General features: G+C 68.5%; 14 protein-coding genes and 1 pseudogene. 10 read left to right on the forward strand and 5 right to left on the reverse strand.

The window, feature by feature from the left end:
* Nucleotides 1-552 precede the first annotated feature (552 nt).
* Both ACIGAN_RS26730 and ACIGAN_RS26735 read left to right on the forward strand, forming a co-directional pair.
* Nucleotides 553-1,854 carry a helix-turn-helix domain-containing protein gene (locus ACIGAN_RS26730; RefSeq protein WP_399861309.1) on the forward strand — a complete coding sequence of 434 codons (1,302 nt, stop codon included), beginning with the start codon at nucleotides 553-555 and terminating at the stop codon, nucleotides 1,852-1,854.
* A gap of 467 nt (nucleotides 1,855-2,321) precedes the next feature.
* Nucleotides 2,322-2,828, forward strand: a complete 507-nt coding sequence (locus ACIGAN_RS26735; protein WP_399861312.1) for a lamin tail domain-containing protein — start codon at nucleotides 2,322-2,324, stop codon at nucleotides 2,826-2,828.
* Between the two features lie 63 nt (nucleotides 2,829-2,891).
* Here the strand turns inward: ACIGAN_RS26735 and ACIGAN_RS26740 are convergent, their stop codons facing one another.
* The 3 genes from ACIGAN_RS26740 to ACIGAN_RS26750 all read right to left on the reverse strand — a co-directional run bounded on the left by ACIGAN_RS26740 (nucleotide 2,892) and on the right by ACIGAN_RS26750 (nucleotide 4,304).
* Entirely contained in the window at nucleotides 2,892-3,338 is a 447-nt protein-coding gene (locus tag ACIGAN_RS26740) for a hypothetical protein (protein WP_399861314.1), read from the reverse strand.
* Entirely contained in the window at nucleotides 3,335-4,039 is a 705-nt protein-coding gene (locus ACIGAN_RS26745) for a DUF6973 domain-containing protein (protein ID WP_399861317.1), read from the reverse strand. The genes ACIGAN_RS26740 and ACIGAN_RS26745 overlap by 4 nt, the downstream gene beginning before the upstream one ends.
* Before the next feature lie 127 nt (nucleotides 4,040-4,166).
* Complete coding sequence (locus tag ACIGAN_RS26750; protein ID WP_399861320.1) at nucleotides 4,167-4,304, reverse strand: hypothetical protein; 138 nt, start codon at nucleotides 4,302-4,304, stop codon at nucleotides 4,167-4,169.
* A 489-nt stretch (nucleotides 4,305-4,793) separates the two neighbouring features.
* Here ACIGAN_RS26750 and ACIGAN_RS26755 point away from each other — a divergent pair.
* Nucleotides 4,794-5,258: pseudogene (locus tag ACIGAN_RS26755) on the forward strand (DUF2199 domain-containing protein).
* A gap of 688 nt (nucleotides 5,259-5,946) precedes the next feature.
* Here the strand turns inward: ACIGAN_RS26755 and ACIGAN_RS26760 are convergent.
* On the reverse strand, nucleotides 5,947-6,849 hold the full coding sequence (locus ACIGAN_RS26760; protein WP_399861322.1) for an alpha/beta hydrolase: 903 nt from the start codon (nucleotides 6,847-6,849) through the stop codon (nucleotides 5,947-5,949).
* Nucleotides 6,850-6,889: 40 nt separating this feature from the next.
* Here ACIGAN_RS26760 and ACIGAN_RS26765 point away from each other — a divergent pair, with 40 nt between their 5' ends.
* Both ACIGAN_RS26765 and ACIGAN_RS26770 read left to right on the forward strand, forming a co-directional pair.
* Nucleotides 6,890-7,363, forward strand: coding sequence for a MarR family winged helix-turn-helix transcriptional regulator (locus tag ACIGAN_RS26765; protein WP_399861324.1), 474 nt, complete (start codon nucleotides 6,890-6,892; stop codon nucleotides 7,361-7,363).
* A 145-nt stretch (nucleotides 7,364-7,508) separates the two neighbouring features.
* The gene (locus tag ACIGAN_RS26770) at nucleotides 7,509-7,712 is read left to right on the forward strand and encodes a hypothetical protein (protein WP_399861326.1); all 204 of its coding nucleotides are present in this window, start codon (nucleotides 7,509-7,511) and stop codon (nucleotides 7,710-7,712) included.
* Nucleotides 7,713-8,188: 476 nt separating this feature from the next.
* Here the strand turns inward: ACIGAN_RS26770 and ACIGAN_RS26775 are convergent, their stop codons facing one another.
* Nucleotides 8,189-8,887 (reverse strand): SDR family NAD(P)-dependent oxidoreductase, encoded by a 699-nt coding sequence (locus ACIGAN_RS26775; protein ID WP_399861329.1) that lies wholly within the window; start codon nucleotides 8,885-8,887, stop codon nucleotides 8,189-8,191.
* Between the two features lie 114 nt (nucleotides 8,888-9,001).
* Between ACIGAN_RS26775 and ACIGAN_RS26780 the strand changes: the two genes are divergently transcribed.
* The 5 genes from ACIGAN_RS26780 to ACIGAN_RS26800 all read left to right on the forward strand — a co-directional run bounded on the left by ACIGAN_RS26780 (nucleotide 9,002) and on the right by ACIGAN_RS26800 (nucleotide 14,331).
* A complete protein-coding gene (locus ACIGAN_RS26780; protein ID WP_399861332.1) occupies nucleotides 9,002-9,871 on the forward strand; it encodes a helix-turn-helix transcriptional regulator in 870 nt (289 codons plus the stop codon).
* Nucleotides 9,872-10,798: 927 nt separating this feature from the next.
* Nucleotides 10,799-11,605, forward strand: coding sequence for an alpha/beta fold hydrolase (locus ACIGAN_RS26785; protein WP_399861335.1), 807 nt, complete (start codon nucleotides 10,799-10,801; stop codon nucleotides 11,603-11,605).
* Between the two features lie 37 nt (nucleotides 11,606-11,642).
* On the forward strand, nucleotides 11,643-12,398 hold the full coding sequence (locus tag ACIGAN_RS26790) for an MBL fold metallo-hydrolase (RefSeq protein WP_399861337.1): 756 nt from the start codon (nucleotides 11,643-11,645) through the stop codon (nucleotides 12,396-12,398).
* A 166-nt stretch (nucleotides 12,399-12,564) separates the two neighbouring features.
* Nucleotides 12,565-12,987: a MarR family winged helix-turn-helix transcriptional regulator gene (locus tag ACIGAN_RS26795; RefSeq protein ID WP_399861340.1), complete on the forward strand. Its 423-nt coding sequence runs from the start codon at nucleotides 12,565-12,567 to the stop codon at nucleotides 12,985-12,987.
* Between the two features lie 489 nt (nucleotides 12,988-13,476).
* Nucleotides 13,477-14,331 (forward strand): alpha/beta fold hydrolase, encoded by an 855-nt coding sequence (locus ACIGAN_RS26800; protein ID WP_399861342.1) that lies wholly within the window; start codon nucleotides 13,477-13,479, stop codon nucleotides 14,329-14,331.
* Nucleotides 14,332-14,557 lie beyond the last annotated feature (226 nt).

Below are 14,557 nucleotides of genomic sequence, written 5' to 3' on the forward strand. Positions count from 1 at the left end.
AGCCCGCCGCTTCGGCAGCGGTCAGCACACCGCGCGCTGTTCCGGCAGCGAAGGCGTCCGGGCGCAGCCACATCAGCGATGTCCGCTCGGCGAACACGTACGCCTGCTGCTCACCGATCTCGCCGGCCAGCGACGCCCAGCCCTCCAGCGCGAACAGGTCGCGGACGAACACGTCCGCCTTGCCGTCGGTGCCGGTCAACCGGTCCCACCTGGGGCCGGCCAGGTCGAGCGCGGCGCTGCGATCCTGGTCCGCCCGGCCGGCGTCTGTGTCTCGCGCTGCTAATCGCACCGCATGTCCCCTCTCCTTTCGGCGACTTCGCTCTCCCCCGCGCCCTCGCCGTGCTTCGGCGGAGGCCCGGGGATCGCCCACGTCTCAGCCTCACGCCGCCCGAGGGCAGGCGTCTGTATGCCCGCTGTCTGCTCGATCCGACGGCCGCGGGGGCGGACTTGCACATAGCCCCGGGGCCACGCCACGGTGAGGGCTGATGAGCCGGTCTTGGGGGAGGGGCGATGCAGGCCAGTCGGCGACTGCAGGAGCATCCACTGACTTACGTGCGTGAACAGCGCGGCTGGAGCATGGAGCGCCTCGCCCGCGAGCTGCAGGCAGCCGCCCGCCGACGCGGCATGATCCTCACGCCCAGCCGTGACCGCATCTACAAGTGGGAGTCGGGCCGGGTCGCAGCCCCGGACGCCGACTACCAGATGCTGCTGGCCGATGTGCTCGGCGTGCCTCAGGAGCTGGTGGAGACGCTGGGCTGGCCGTGGTGGCTGCCCGCTTTTGACACCCCGCACGACTTCAGCGCCCGCGGCACGCGCGCCGCCCTCCGGGAGGTCCTGGTGGTCCTGCAGCATCCCGACCGGCGGGCCTTCCTCGCCCTGAGCACCGGTGCCCTGGTCGGCGTCGCCCAGCAGTGGGCTGCGATCGAGCCGGAGCGTGTGGCCACCGCCCTGGACGGACGCCGCGTGGACGGCACGTTAGTGGCGTGGCTGGAATCGAGGACCGATGAACTGCGCGCACTGACCAACACCAACGCGCCGGAGTGCACCGACCTCGTCCACGCCCTGCTGCGCACGACGATCGGGCTCATCGACCACGCCGCCTACGACCACCCCACCGAGCGCCGGCTGCACCAGGTGGCCGCATCGGCGGCCCAGTGCGCGGGCTGGCTCCACTTCGACCAGGGCGAGTACGCCGCCGCGCAGCGGCACTGGAGCGCGGCACTGCACGCCGCCCACGCCGCGCACAACCGCGACCTCGGTGCCGGCATCCTGACGGACTTCGCCTACTTCGCCACCTGGCTCGACCACCCCGCCACAGCCGTCTCGGTGCTGGAGCACGCCCACTCGCGCACCACCTCGCCGGCCGCCCGCGCACTGCTGCACCTGCGGCGTGCGGGCGCGCTCGCGATGCTCGGCGACCGTTCCGCCACCAGCCGTGCTCTCGTCGCCGCCGAGCAGGACCTCGAACGGGCCCAGCCCGCCACCACGCCTCCCGGGGCCGCCTGGATGTCGCCTGCCGACCTCACCGACGCCGGCCGCTGCTGGCTGACCCTCGGCCACCCTAAGCGGGCCGAACAGTCGCTGACGGACGGCATCGGCATGCTCGCACCCTCACGGCAACGCACCAGGTCACTCGCCCTGGCCTACCGCGCCGAAAGCGCCCTCGCACGCCGCGACCTCGACGCGGCCGCCAACGATGCCCGCTCCGCCCTGGACACCGCGCTCGGCACCGAAGCAAGCCGCTGCATCAAGCTCGTCAACGACGCCGCCAAGCGGATCACCTCCCATGCAAGCCATCCGGCCGTACGGGATTTGCAGGCCCACATCCAAGCCCTCCCCCAGGCCGTCTCCTGATCGCAACCGGCCACTGGAGCGCGCGGTGGATGCACCGGTCGACGGTGATGCGCTCCCCCGATGTGCGCGGTCAGCGGGGATGCGGGCGCTGCCCGGCTGTTTGCGGACGCCGCCTGTGCAGATCGTGTGCGCACGCGTGACGCGCTGTCCGACCCATAGTTGATCAATTCATCGCGTCACGTCCGTCCCCCGAGCGGATACGCGAACAGGGTGTCCGGCCTTGCCTCGGTCCGGACTCTCCTGGCACAGCGCCCGGCTCCACCCGCCAGCGTGGAGCCGGGCGCACCCTGCCGGCCAGATCCGTACTCGCATCCTCGGCCCGGTGGTCGATCTCCAGCAGCACCGGCACACCCACCGCCCGTACAGGCGGGCGGCTCGGCGTCCTTCGAACGGGTGAAGGTCCGCATCTCGCGCAACCACCGGACCCGGCATGAGTGTCGTGCACCAGCGACACCACCCGCTCGACTATGAGGAGCCCGCTCTTGCGCAAGAGCCTCGTCACGGCGGCCGCTGTTGCGGCCGGCACCCTGACCGCCCTGTCTGTCGTTCCCGCGCACGCCGCCGAGTACAGCTCGGCGCTGAAGATCCGCGGAGTCCAGTACGACGCACCGGGCCGGGACTCCAACAGCTGCTCCTCGGGCAACACCGACCAGGAGTACCTGACGGTGAAGAACTACTCCTCGCGGACGACGATCAACCTCAAGGGCTACGTCGTCAAGGACGCCACCGGCAACCGCTTCACCTTCACCGCCAACCACTACCTGCAGCCCGGCGACTACGTGAAGCTGCGCGGCGGCCACGGCACCGACTCCGACACCCACAACGTCGTCTACCGCGACAACTGCAACTTCCTGTGGAACAACGACAAGGACACCATCTACCTCTACAAGCCCTCAGGAAGCCGCGCAGACGTCCACGCCTACACCAACTCCAGCAACGACCCCGACGGCAACGGCTACATCAGCTTCCACTGAACACGAAAAAGGCCGGGGCCCCGGTTCGCCGGGGCCCCGGCCTTCCGTGGGGAAGAAGACCGCTCAGGCCGCGAGAGGCGCCTTCCGCACCGTGCTGCGGAGCCCCAGGGCACAGGCGACGCCGGCGGTGAGGGCGAACAGCACCATCAGCGCGTTGACCAGCACGTCCGGTCCGGCATCCTGGGCCAGCGCGTTGGACGTCGCCGCCCAGACGCCGAGCACCTGCGTGACGGCCACGAGGCCGAATACAGCGGCACGCGCCCACCAGGGGCCCTTGTCCGCGAAGGAGGCGAGCCCGAGCGCAGCCGCTCCCCAGAGCAGCAGCAGGACCGTCAGCCCTTCGGCGGCGAGGAAGAGGACGCCGCCGAGGCCGCCGTACCCCGCCGCGTCCGTGTGGTCGATCTCAGAGGTGTCCACCACGAACACCGCAAGGGCCAGCTCCATGAGCAGCAGGTAGCAGGCCTCCAGAGCGAGGATCAGGGCACCGGCCCGCCTGACGAAAAGGGTCACTGATTGCTCCTTACAAGCTTGCCGCTCTTGATGATCCACAGCTTTCCGTTCCGCTGGGCGCTGCGGCAATCGTCCCTCGCCTTCGTCCCGGCACTGTTCTGGCCGGTCCGCTTGCGGCCGATCTCCCGACCGATCACGTTGTTCTTCAGGTCCATCTGCTTGTCGACACCCGAGGACGTCGACTCGTGCCGGGTCGCGAACTCGTAGGCGTCCGTGGTGGACAGGCGGATCTCCATCCGCGCGTTCCAGTAGCAGTGCCGGAAGGAGTCACCCGTGCCCTGGAAGAGGGTCCTGTCGGGGTACCAGTCCTGCGCCTGCTTGAACGCCTTGTTGGCCGCGTCGTAGGCCGCGGTGCAGTCGATCGGGTTCCAGAAGCAGTACGACCTCTCGGAGGGCGTGGCGCTGCCGTAGCCGAAGCCCGGGTCCATCAGGACCGGATAGGCGAGTTCCTGGCCGGCGGACGGCGCAAGCGAGGCGGTGACCTCGTTGCCCGAGAGTGTGAGCTTCACGGGGATCTCGACGCCCTTGGCGTCCCTGGCGATCGGGGCGGTGATGAAGGTCAGGTTGTCCAGTTCGTCCGAGACGATGATGACGTGGGGAAGGTCGAGCGGACCGTTGCGGAGGCCAGGTACGGGGGACGACGGGGCGGGGGTCGATGCCGCGGGCGCGGTCGACGGCCATACGGCCGGCCCGGCCTCCAAGCAGGCGCTGGACGGTGTCGGGCGGCAGCGCGGCGAGCAGCCCGACGCTGTGTACCCCGTACTCGCGCAGCACCTGCGCCTGGCGTGGGCCGATGCCGTGCAGCGCCTCGACCGGCAGGCCAGCCGATCACGCGACGGTCTGATCGGGCTCGATAGCCAGCACGCCCCCCGGTCCCCTGATCTGCGCGGAGGCGGTGGCCGCGACGGTGATGGACGGACCGATCCCGACCCGGACGTCGACACTGAGACGGGAGATCGTCCGCACCCGCAGCACCTCCCCCAATGGCAGCCATTCGAGCCGTGATAGCGCAGGGCGCCTTTCAGCTCCACCAATGCCGCGGAAGGGGGCAGAGCCTGCACCACCGGAGACAGCTCGGCCAGGTGCTCCAGGACCTGCCGGTAGGACTCCGCCGGCAACCGGTCCGGACAGCGCACATGCATCACCGTCGATCCCACGACGGCCGCTCCACCTGCACTCATGGCACACCCACCTCCACCCACATAATCGAACTAGAACTCGAATACGGAAGGGTGGTGCGCCCTCCGGACGATCCCGGCGCCCCTATGACTGAGCGCGATAGTCGACCTCTGATCGTCCTGGTTGACCCCTTAAGCGTGATAGCTGTCCCCAAGCGGTGCGGGAGGGGTAACCGCTCGCCATGGTCCGGGAAGCCCCTCACTAGGCTCCACCGTCATGACCAGCGACATCGGCTTCCCCTGTACATGCTGCGGAGCCCATCACCCTGAGCTGCCGATGAACTACACGGCCGTGGCGCCGGCGGTGTGGGATCCGGCGTTCGCCGACGCCGATGACTGCCACCTTTCCTCGGACCAGTGCGTGATCCACGGCCAGCACTACTTCGTCAAGGGCATGATCGAGATACCAGTCATCGGCAGCGACGAGGTGTTCTCCTGAGGCGTCTGGGCCTCGCTGAGCCGCGAGAGCTTCTCCCGGGCTGCGGATCTGTGGGACACCCCCGGCCGCGAGGCGGAAACGCCGTACTTCGGCTGGCTCACCACCGAGCTGCCGGTCTACCCGGCCACGACCCTCAACCTGAAGACGCGCGTGCACACCCGCCCGGTCGGCGAGCGCCCCTTCGTCGAGCTGGAGCCCACCGAGCATCCCCTCGCAATCGAACAGCACACAGGGATCACCCTGGATCGCGTGCGGGAGATCGCGGCAACTGTGCTCCACTTTGGCGACGGCGAGCAGCAGTGACGGCTGACGACACCTGTATCGCCCATCCCGGTCGGGCCCGACGGTCTGAGCCGCCGGGCCCAATGGTTCATGCAGGCAGACGGCATCCGTCTGCCTCGGTAAAACATCCGGCACCACCGTGACGCATGGATCGGGGACGGCATCCCCGCCACGGAGATCGAACGGGCCGCCAACCTCCAGGACCACTGGGGCGGCCTCGCCCTCCCGCCGGCCCCGTTCTACGACGGCGGCCCGCGCATCCTGGACGCCGGCCTCCCCGAAGGACCGGCCGCCGAGGGCTGGTCCTTCCGGCTTTCCCCTACGGGGAGGCAGCGGCATCGGAGGTATCTGAGGAGGCAGCTGAGAGGCAGGCCGTGGCGGAAGCTGTGGCGAAGGCCAGGGAGGAGGTACGCCGATGCCGTCTGTGTGCTTCCTGGTCCCCCCGAACTGTCGTCACTACCACCGCGCAGATGATGCAGGAGCATCATTAAGCCTGTGTGGGGTTGCGGGACGGCAGACGAGATACGGCCAATGGCATCGCCACTCGTCGGAGGCGTCCAGGTCCCGCAGCAGACGTAGACGGGCCTGCAAGTGATCGCTCCATGCGGCATCGACGGCTTGCTCGTCCCGTTCATCGACAGGCGGACCCCGCCGATGACCGAGACGACGTCTCGGTGTGATGTTGCGTCGGGCTGGTGCGGTTGAGGCGTCAGCGGGTGGCGATGTGCTGGGCGAGGAAGAGGGAGGCGCGGTCGAGTGCCTGGTCGGCTTCGTCAAGAGTGCCGCCGGCGAAGGCCTGGAAGACGTGGGGGGCGTCGGCGGTGATGTCGAGGATGACGTCGACTCCGGCGTCGCGGGCTCGGGCCGCGAGACGGGTGGAATCATCGAGAAGGATCTCGTTGGTGCCCACCTGGATGAGGAGCGGGGGGAACCCGGTCAGGTCGGCACAGAGGGCAGGACTGAGCAGGGGCTGCTCGGGGTCCTGTCCGGCGAGGTACATGGCCCCGGTGTGCATCACTGCCTCGCGGGTGAAGATCGGATCGAGGCCCTCCTTGGTCGTCATGCTCTCCCCGGTCCGGGTGGCGTCCAGACCCGGGGAGAAGGCCACGATCGCGGCGGGCAGCGGTAGCCCCGCGTCGCGGGCGGCCAGGGCGGTGGTGACCGAATAGCCGCCGCCGGCGGAGTCCCCGGCGAACGCGACGGCTGATGGGTCCAGGCCGCTGTCGAGGAGGGCCCGGTAAGCGCTCAGGTTGTCTTCCAGGCCAGCCGGGAAGGGGTGCTCGGGTGCCAGCCGGTAATCCACTGAGTACGAGCCGAACCCGGTCCTGGAGACGAGTTGCGCGGTCAGCGACAGCGCGGTCTCGGGGGAACCGAAGACGAAACCGCCACCGTGGAAGTACAAGATCGCGCCCGGGCGCGCGCCGTTGTCCGGGGTGACGTGCAGGGCGCGTCGGCCGCCGAGCGTGGTCGAAGTGGTGCGGACGCCGTCGGGGACGATCATCGTGTCCATGAGGGCCCTGAACCCGGCGCGCAGCTCCTCGACGGAGCGCGGGCCCTCGGGCCGGGGTTGGCGGAGCATCGCGTCGACCTTGGCCAGTTGTTCCTTGCTCATCTGCTTCCTCCTGTGAATTGCTTCCTCTACACTATATGCCGTGGCATATAAATCAACTGGCGACGCCGACCTCCAGAGCTTCTTCGCGGATCTCGTCCGCTGCGAGACGCGCCTGTACAACGCACTGAACGACCGACTGCGCGAGCGGCACGGGATCGTGACCTCGCAGTTCGAGTTCCTGCGGTTCCTGCGCGAACATCCCGGGGCCAGGGTGGCCGACCTCGCCGCGGAATTCGCCATTGGCGTCGGCGCGACCAGCAAAAGCGCCGACCGCCTCGAGCAGCGAGGATGGATCATCCGCCAGACCAACCCCGCGGACCGCAGGTCCTCGCTTCTGGCGCTGACGGATGATGGCTCACAGCTCCTCGATGCCGCCGAGACCACTTTCGCCGCAGGCCTGAGCGAGCTGGTCGGAGGAATCCTCGACCAGACCACTACGGCCGCGGCCGCCAAGACCCTCCACCACCTGCGCTCCGCACTCGAACGCGACCAGGTCGGCACCCCCACCGGCTGAAAGCGCCAGCCCAGCCGATCGCTCGACACCCGTTCACGGCGGGGCATGGCCAGCCACAGCGTCCTGCGCACGGGGTCGACTCCGGCAACGACCGCGCCCGCCCGGGCCGCCGGTCCGGCAGCCGCTGTGACGCTGTCGTGCCGCGATGGAGTTCGACAATTGCCACCAGGCGCGTGCCCATCAGCCGTGTCAGTGCCAGGGTGCACTGGTGCGCCTGGTCACTGCCCGGGGCGTCGAACTCGTCGTGCAGAAGTGTTTCGGCAAGCCGGCGCAGTTCCGCGCCCTCACCGACAACCTCGGCCGGGTTCAGATGGGTGCGGGCGCAGGAGGAAACAAGGTCTGGCAGTGAAGATCCAGCGTGCGGCCGTGCCACGTCGCTCAGAGGTGTCGTTGAACGGGGCGTCGCGCCATGAATGTCCGCTCCCCCCCCGTTGCGGATGCGCAGGCTTGCGGTTCATTGAATATCGAGGCGTTTGACACCGACGCCGCCGTCACTGCCACCGAGCTGCTGCGCTTCGGGTACTTCTGAGCCGCCGCCCATGCGCTCCACACCGCCCGCCCCTCCCCCGCACACCACAAGCGGCCGGTTCCTACTCACCCGATATCAAAGGCCTACGCGGGCACCGGGGTCCAGGCCGTCCACCCGGCCGAGTAGTCGTCTCGGCTCTGGCCCTCGGCCGCCCGACCTTGGGTACGCTCGCTGCCGCTTCGGTGGAGCGACGGCCCTCGCGCAGGGCGGCGTCATCTAGCCGATCAGTCGCCAGCGTGACAACCATCGCCCCGGCCGCGGCCCGTTACCGTTTCCGCTATCTAGTCGAGTGAGTGTCAGGACCAGGCGATCTCGCCGTGGCGTGAGAGGAAGCGTCCGGTGCCGGCACCCGGTTCTTCGGTGGCGAGGGTGACGATCGCATCCGTGCCCTCAGTGACGGTCTGGAAGCCGCTGTGCGCGTTGAAGTCGGTCGCGGTGTAACCAGGGTCGGCCGCGTTGATGCGGATGTCCTTCAAACCCTTGGCGTACTGCGTAGTCAGCATCGTCAGCGCCGCCTTCGAGGACGTGTACAGCGGCGCAACGACGCGTGACTCGGGCCGGTCAGGGTCGTGGGTGAAGGCGAGAGAGCCCATACCGCTGCTGACGTTGACGATGACAGGGTCCTCCGAGCGGCGTAGCAGCGGCAAGAACGCGGTGATGGTGCGGACGACGCCGATGACGTTGACGTCGAGGACGGCTAGGGCGTCGGCGGCGGTGAGGCCGCTGGGATCGCCGAGCGGGCCGGACACCCCGGCGTTGTTGATCAGGACGTCGACCCTTCCCTCATGTGCGGCAACGTTCGCGGCCGCGGCAGCTACGGACGCCTGGTCGGTCACGTCGATGGGAACGTAGCGTGCGCCGAGCGTGGCGGCGGCCTCCTCGCCCTGCTCACGGTTGCGGGCTCCGATGAGCACGGTGTGGCCGTGCTCGATCAGGCGGCGGGCAGTCTCGCGTCCGAGACCCTTGTTGGCTCCGGTGATGAAAGTGATCGTCATGCCTTCGATGGTGGCCCCTGAGGGGCGGGTGGGCCAGGGACGCTTCGACGGTAGGAAGGCCAGTACCACCGTGGTGCCCACACGAACGGCCAGGGATGGACGAGGATGGATCTCATGGTGATGACACCCGCAACCGGACTGGGCCCGATGATCCGCATGTGGCGGGACCGGCTGCCCCCGTCGGCCGCCGGGCTACCGGTGGCCCACGGCCGCCGGGCGGCCGGGCTGCGGCGCGAGGAGCTGGCCGACCTGGCCGGGGTCTCGGTCGATTACATCGTGCGCCTGGAACAGGGACGGGCCACCACACCGTCCGCATCGGTGGTCGCATCCCTGGCCCGCGCCCTGCACCTGTCCACCGCCGAGCGCGACCACCTCTACCGGCTGGCCAAGCTCGTCCCTCCGGACAAGGGCACGGTCTCCGACCACCTGCCGCCCGGCGTGCAGCGAGTTCTCGCGCGCCTCGGAGACGTGCCAGCCGCCGTGTTCGCGGCGGACTGGCACCTGCTGTGGTGGAACCGCGGGTGGGCCGCACTCCTGGGCGACCCCTCGACCGCGCCACCGCGGCTGCGTAACTTCGCCCGCGAGAGATTCCCGGTCGACGACGGACCCGCCCGCCTCGCACTGTGGCCGGTCACCGAGACGGACCCCGACGCCACCGACGCCGCCGTTGTCGCCGACCTGCGACGCGCCACCGGCCGCTATCCCCAGGACAACCGCCTGGCCACACTGATCCGTGAACTCAACGCAGGCAACAACAGATTTGCCAAACTCTGGGCGAGCGGACAGGTGGCCGCACACCGCGAGGACCACAAAACGATTCAGCACCCGGCAGTCGGCCCGGTCACCGTCGACTGCGACGTCCTGAGCGACGGCGACTCCGATCTGAAGATCGTCATCATGACCGCAGCACCGGGCAGCGAGGACGAGACCAAACTCCAGCTCACCACTGTCACCGGCCATCCGGTCGCCACACTCGGCAGCTGATCCGCCTCCGGCCCCTGATGCCTAAGGCGAGGCTCGCGCGCCGCCGGCTCCAAGGATCCGTCCGCCCGGCAAGCAGCGGTTGGCGAGGGCTCGGCAAGCATCTTCTCGCTCACCCTCGAGCTGCTGCCGCAACTGCGTAAAACGGCACGTCCGATGTCGACCCAGCTCGCCCAGCACCTGCTCATCCCGGCATGCGGTCGACGACGCACGGGGCGTCCCGCTGGGCGAGGCCCCCCTCCAGATCTCGTGCAGTTCGCCATCCATCGTGCGGTGGCTTCACTGCTGTGCACGCTTGATCGCCAGCCTGAGCGACCTGGCGCTCCTCGGTCGGCTCGGCGCCGTGAACGTCCCCACGCTCGTGGTATGGGGGCGAGAGCGACAAGATCGTCGCCGGCATACGGGCGGGCCGTCGCACCAGATGTGACGAGCGCACAGTTCGCCGCGCCCCTGAAGGCCTGCCACCTCCCGCACCTCGAGGGCCTCGACGTAATCTGGGCGGCCATCAACCCGTTCGTGCAACCCGTTCGTGGCGAAGCCGTAGCGCACTCCACACGGGGCGCCCTTCTCCGGGTGGACGGACGGGCCAGCCCAGGCGACTGCCCGCCCAGGCAATAGATTCCGCTGCCGGGCGGGAAGCCTCTGTACCGTCCTGCACGACCGCCAGTACACACCTCCGCAACCTGTGTCGCGTCGAAGAATCGCTTCGCCGGGGCCAAGCTCGCCACCGCCCAGCTCGCCGGCATCCACCCCCGTCACCCGGCTCGCCGGGTTGCCGCTTGCTTACTTCGCTGCGCCGCCAAGCCGCCAAAGATCACCCAGTTCCGGGCCGCGTGCCGGGCGACGCAAGCACGGTGCCTGCGGATGCATCTTGTGTAACTAAGCAACCTGATATAAGGTTCCTTACATAGACCACGAAAAGGAGAGACCATGAGTGCACCGATAGCCGCCGGCAGTCTGCGGCCCACCCGCACCGATACCGCCACGCTCCGGGTCGGCTCCATGGGCCCGGTCGAAGTGACCTTGCAGGATCGCGACCGCACCCGTCCGTTCCTGCTGCTGCACGGCGGTGGCGGCCCGGCGACCATGACAGGTTTCGCCGACCTGCTGGCCGAGCGGACCCACTCCCGCGTACTGCTGCCGACCCACCCCGGCTTCTGCGGCACCCCGAGGAACTCCGCGCTCACCAGCGTTTCCGACCTTGCGAAGGTCTATGTGGCGATGCTGGAGACGCTCGACCTGAGTGACGTCACCGTGATCGGCAACTCATTCGGCGGTTGGGTGGCCGCCGAGATCGCCCTCCAGGGCAGCCCGCGCGTCAGCGGAGGAGTGATCATCAATGGAATCGGCATTGAGGTCGACGCTGCTCCGACAACTGACGTCAGCGGCCTGACGCCCTCCGAAGTCCTGGCCCACTCCTTCCACGACCCCCGCAAGGCACCCATGACGTCGAGCACCGGCGGCAAGAGGCCGGGCCCGGACATTCCCGCGCTCATCGGCTACACGGGCCCCACGATGTCCGACCCAACACTCGCCAAGCGGCTCAGGGACACACACGTGCCGTTCCATGTGCTGTGGGGAGAAAGCGACCGCATCGTCACTCCCGACTACGGCCGGGCCTACGCGGCCGCAATTCCGATGTCGACGTTCACGTTGCTGCCCCGCACGGGCCACATGCCACAGGTCGAGACGCCCGAGGAGCTGCTGGGCACACTGCTCGACCTCGGCAACAAGTGACCACCCTCACGCACCCCTCAGCCAAGGAGAACCCCTCGTGAGTGTCCCACTGACGGTGACCCGGATCGACCATGCCTGCCAGCTGATCGAGTTCGGTGAGATCCGTGTACTGACTGACCCCTGGTTCACCCAAACCGCGAACTACTATGCAGGCGAGCCGACTCATCTGACCGTCGCGGAACTCGGTCGCGTCGACGCCGTCGTCATCAGCCATGAGCATTACGACCACTGTGACCTCGACTCCCTCGTCGCTGGTGCCTTGGACCTGGGCACCCCCCTGATCGGGCCCGGTACTGTCTCGTCCATCGCGCGCAGCAAGGGTTTCCGCGATGTCCGGACCGTCGAGGCATGGGAGGCCACCAGCGTCGGGGACCTCACCGTGACGGCAACCCCGGGCCAGCACGGCGTCCACGAGGTCACCTTCGTCATTCAGGCCTACGGACGCACGGTCTTCTTCGGAGGCGACTCGCTCCGGGTTCCCGAACTCGACTTCATTCCGGATCGGTTCGGCCACATCGACCTGGCGCTCCTGCCGACCAACGGCCTGTGCGTCAGGCCGCTGAACCTTGAGCAGTCCGTCATGAACGCCGAGCAGGCCGCAGGTTTGACGGCTGTTCTCAAGCCCACCCTCGCCGTGCCGCACCACTACGCCTTCCACAGCGGCCGGCTCGGTGACCAGGTCATCACCAAAACCGACCGGGATCCCCGGCACTACGCGGACGCGGTCGCCCGCATCGCACCGGAGATCGACGTCCGGATCGTCCTGCCCGGGATCGAGGTGACGGTGCCGTGAAGGGAGCGGCCGCACCGGCATCCGGAGGTCAGTCATAAACTCCCGCCGAGGGAGAGGTGTGAGGCGCTGCCCTCGGGACGCTGAGCGCAGCTCAGAAGGCTCCGCAGCTGCCTCACCTCCTAGGATGAGGGAATGTAGCCGAGGATTCCGAGAATTGAGGGCGACCATGAGTGCCGTGACATTGCAGGACGTAGGGCTGGCGGTCAAGCGGCTGCAGTGGCACCACCATCGCACGGCGAACACCCAGTTGGGCGAGATCGGCCTGTCTTTGTCACAGTGGGATGTGCTGAGACACCTGCACGCGCAGCCGGATGCTTCCTTGCACGCGCTCGCAGTGCTGACGTTCCAGACGGACCAGTCGATGGGCACGCTGGCGGGCCGGATGATCAATCGAGGGCTCATCGAACGTGTCGACGGGCCGGGTCGCGCCGTACGCCACCGCCTCACTGCAGAGGGAGAACGGCTCCGGGCCGAAGGAGCCACTGTCGTCGACCGCGTCATGAAAGACACGCTCGGCGTATTGACGCCAGAAGAACTGGCAACGCTGCACGAGCTGCTACTCAAGGCAAACCCGGGGCACACCATTTGAACGGTGCCGTATCCCCGTTTTCGCCGCGGTCGGCCGGATTCGGTCCCGTAGGGTCCCCTTCGGGAGCGCATGGGGAACGCAGTGGAAGCGCGCACCACCGCACCCTCACCACACGGTCACGCAGGCTGAACACCGATCCGCCGCGAGCACCTGATCGTCGACTGCCGCGAGCCTGCCCCTGTCGATGACCTCGCCGCCGTCGCCCCACCCCCGCGTGCCACCGCACACTCACCCCGCTGAAACAGCCGCCGAGAAGACTCGAGCCCAGGACCCAGAGGGTGCACGGCCCCTGGAGCGACCCCAGGTGAGGCGGGGTCGTGGAAATCCTTTGTGAACCGGTCGGGCACGTCCGCCGTCGTGTCTGCGACCGGACTTCGCCTGCGCGCCCGCGTGCCATCACCGCTGCGCCCCGTACCAACGGAGTCGCTGCGGTGGGACGGCACCTCTGCCGTCCCATGAGTGACGCATCACGCACCTCAAGGAGATCAGATGAACGTGAAGACAGTTCTACGCCCCTCCCCCACAGGTGCCTCCGCACTGGCAGCCACCGCCGGCGTGGCCGCCCTCGGACTGACAATCCTGGTCTCGGCTCCCGCGGCAACAGCCGAGGCCGAGGCCACCCGGCGGGAAATGAAGCCCACAGTGGTGCTCGTGCACGGAGCCTTCGCGGACTCCTCCAGCTGGAACGGCGTGATCAAGCGTCTGCGGCACGAGGGCTATCCGGTCGCCGCTCCCGCCAATCCCCTGCGGGGGCTGGCCAATGACTCGGACTACCTCGAGAGCTACCTCCGAAGCGTGAAGGGACCGATCGTGCTGGTCGGCCACTCCTACGGCGGTTCCGTGATCAGCGACGCCGCCGCCGGCAACTCGCAGGTCAAGGCTCTCGTCTACATCGCCGCGTTCATCCCCGACAGGGACGAAACACCCGCCCAGCTCGGCGAGAAGTTCCCGGGGGCGACTCTCCCCTCGGCCCTCGACGCCGTGCCCTACCCGCTGCCCGGCGGAAGTACCGGCACCGACCTCTACGTCCAGAAGGACAAGTTCCACGACGCCTTCGCCGCCGACGTACCCAAGTCCATCGCCGACCTCATGGCCGTCACCCAACGCCCCCTGGCCGCCTCCGTTTTCGACGAGAAGGCGACGGAGACCGCCTGGAAGACCATCCCGTCATGGGACCTGGTCACCACCGAGGACCACGCCATCGCACCGGCCGAACAGCGCTTCATGGCCCAGCGCGCCCACGCACACACCATCGAGATCGACTCCTCCCACGCCGCCCCCGTGTCCCACCCCGGCGCCGTTACCCGCCTCATCGAACAGGCCGCCCGGACCACGTCCGCGTAACCGCGGGGCACCCACGCCTCCGATCACGACCCGCCGTCTCCGGCCGGGGGTGGAGTGATCGTTGGGTCCCCGGATGGGGCGCGGTCGACGAGGAAGCGGACCAGTCGTACAGGTCTGGACGCCGGAGCCCTGAACACACTCGGAGGTTGGACGTCATGGGTCGCATCAAGGTCGGTACGGAGAACAGTGCGGACATCGAGCTGCACTACGAGGACAAGGGTTCGGG

The organism is Streptomyces sp. NPDC085931 (assembly GCF_044540565.1).
In the GTDB taxonomy this organism is placed as follows: Bacteria; Actinomycetota; Actinomycetes; order Streptomycetales; family Streptomycetaceae; genus Streptomyces.

What these genes read in the sequence shown, in the direction of transcription:
- ACIGAN_RS26735 (WP_399861312.1), top strand. Translation starts at nt 2,322, where the DNA reads ATGAGGAGCCCGCTCTTGCGCAAGAGCCTCGTCACGGCGGCCGCTGTT.
- ACIGAN_RS26760 (WP_399861322.1), bottom strand. Translation starts at nt 6,849, where the DNA reads ATGAGCAAGGAACAACTGGCCAAGGTCGACGCGATGCTCCGCCAACCC.
- ACIGAN_RS26770 (WP_399861326.1), top strand. Translation starts at nt 7,509, where the DNA reads ATGGAGTTCGACAATTGCCACCAGGCGCGTGCCCATCAGCCGTGTCAG.
- ACIGAN_RS26775 (WP_399861329.1), bottom strand. Translation starts at nt 8,887, where the DNA reads ATGACGATCACTTTCATCACCGGAGCCAACAAGGGTCTCGGACGCGAG.
- ACIGAN_RS26780 (WP_399861332.1), top strand. Translation starts at nt 9,002, where the DNA reads ATGGTGATGACACCCGCAACCGGACTGGGCCCGATGATCCGCATGTGG.
- ACIGAN_RS26785 (WP_399861335.1), top strand. Translation starts at nt 10,799, where the DNA reads ATGAGTGCACCGATAGCCGCCGGCAGTCTGCGGCCCACCCGCACCGAT.
- ACIGAN_RS26795 (WP_399861340.1), top strand. Translation starts at nt 12,565, where the DNA reads ATGAGTGCCGTGACATTGCAGGACGTAGGGCTGGCGGTCAAGCGGCTG.
- ACIGAN_RS26800 (WP_399861342.1), top strand. Translation starts at nt 13,477, where the DNA reads ATGAACGTGAAGACAGTTCTACGCCCCTCCCCCACAGGTGCCTCCGCA.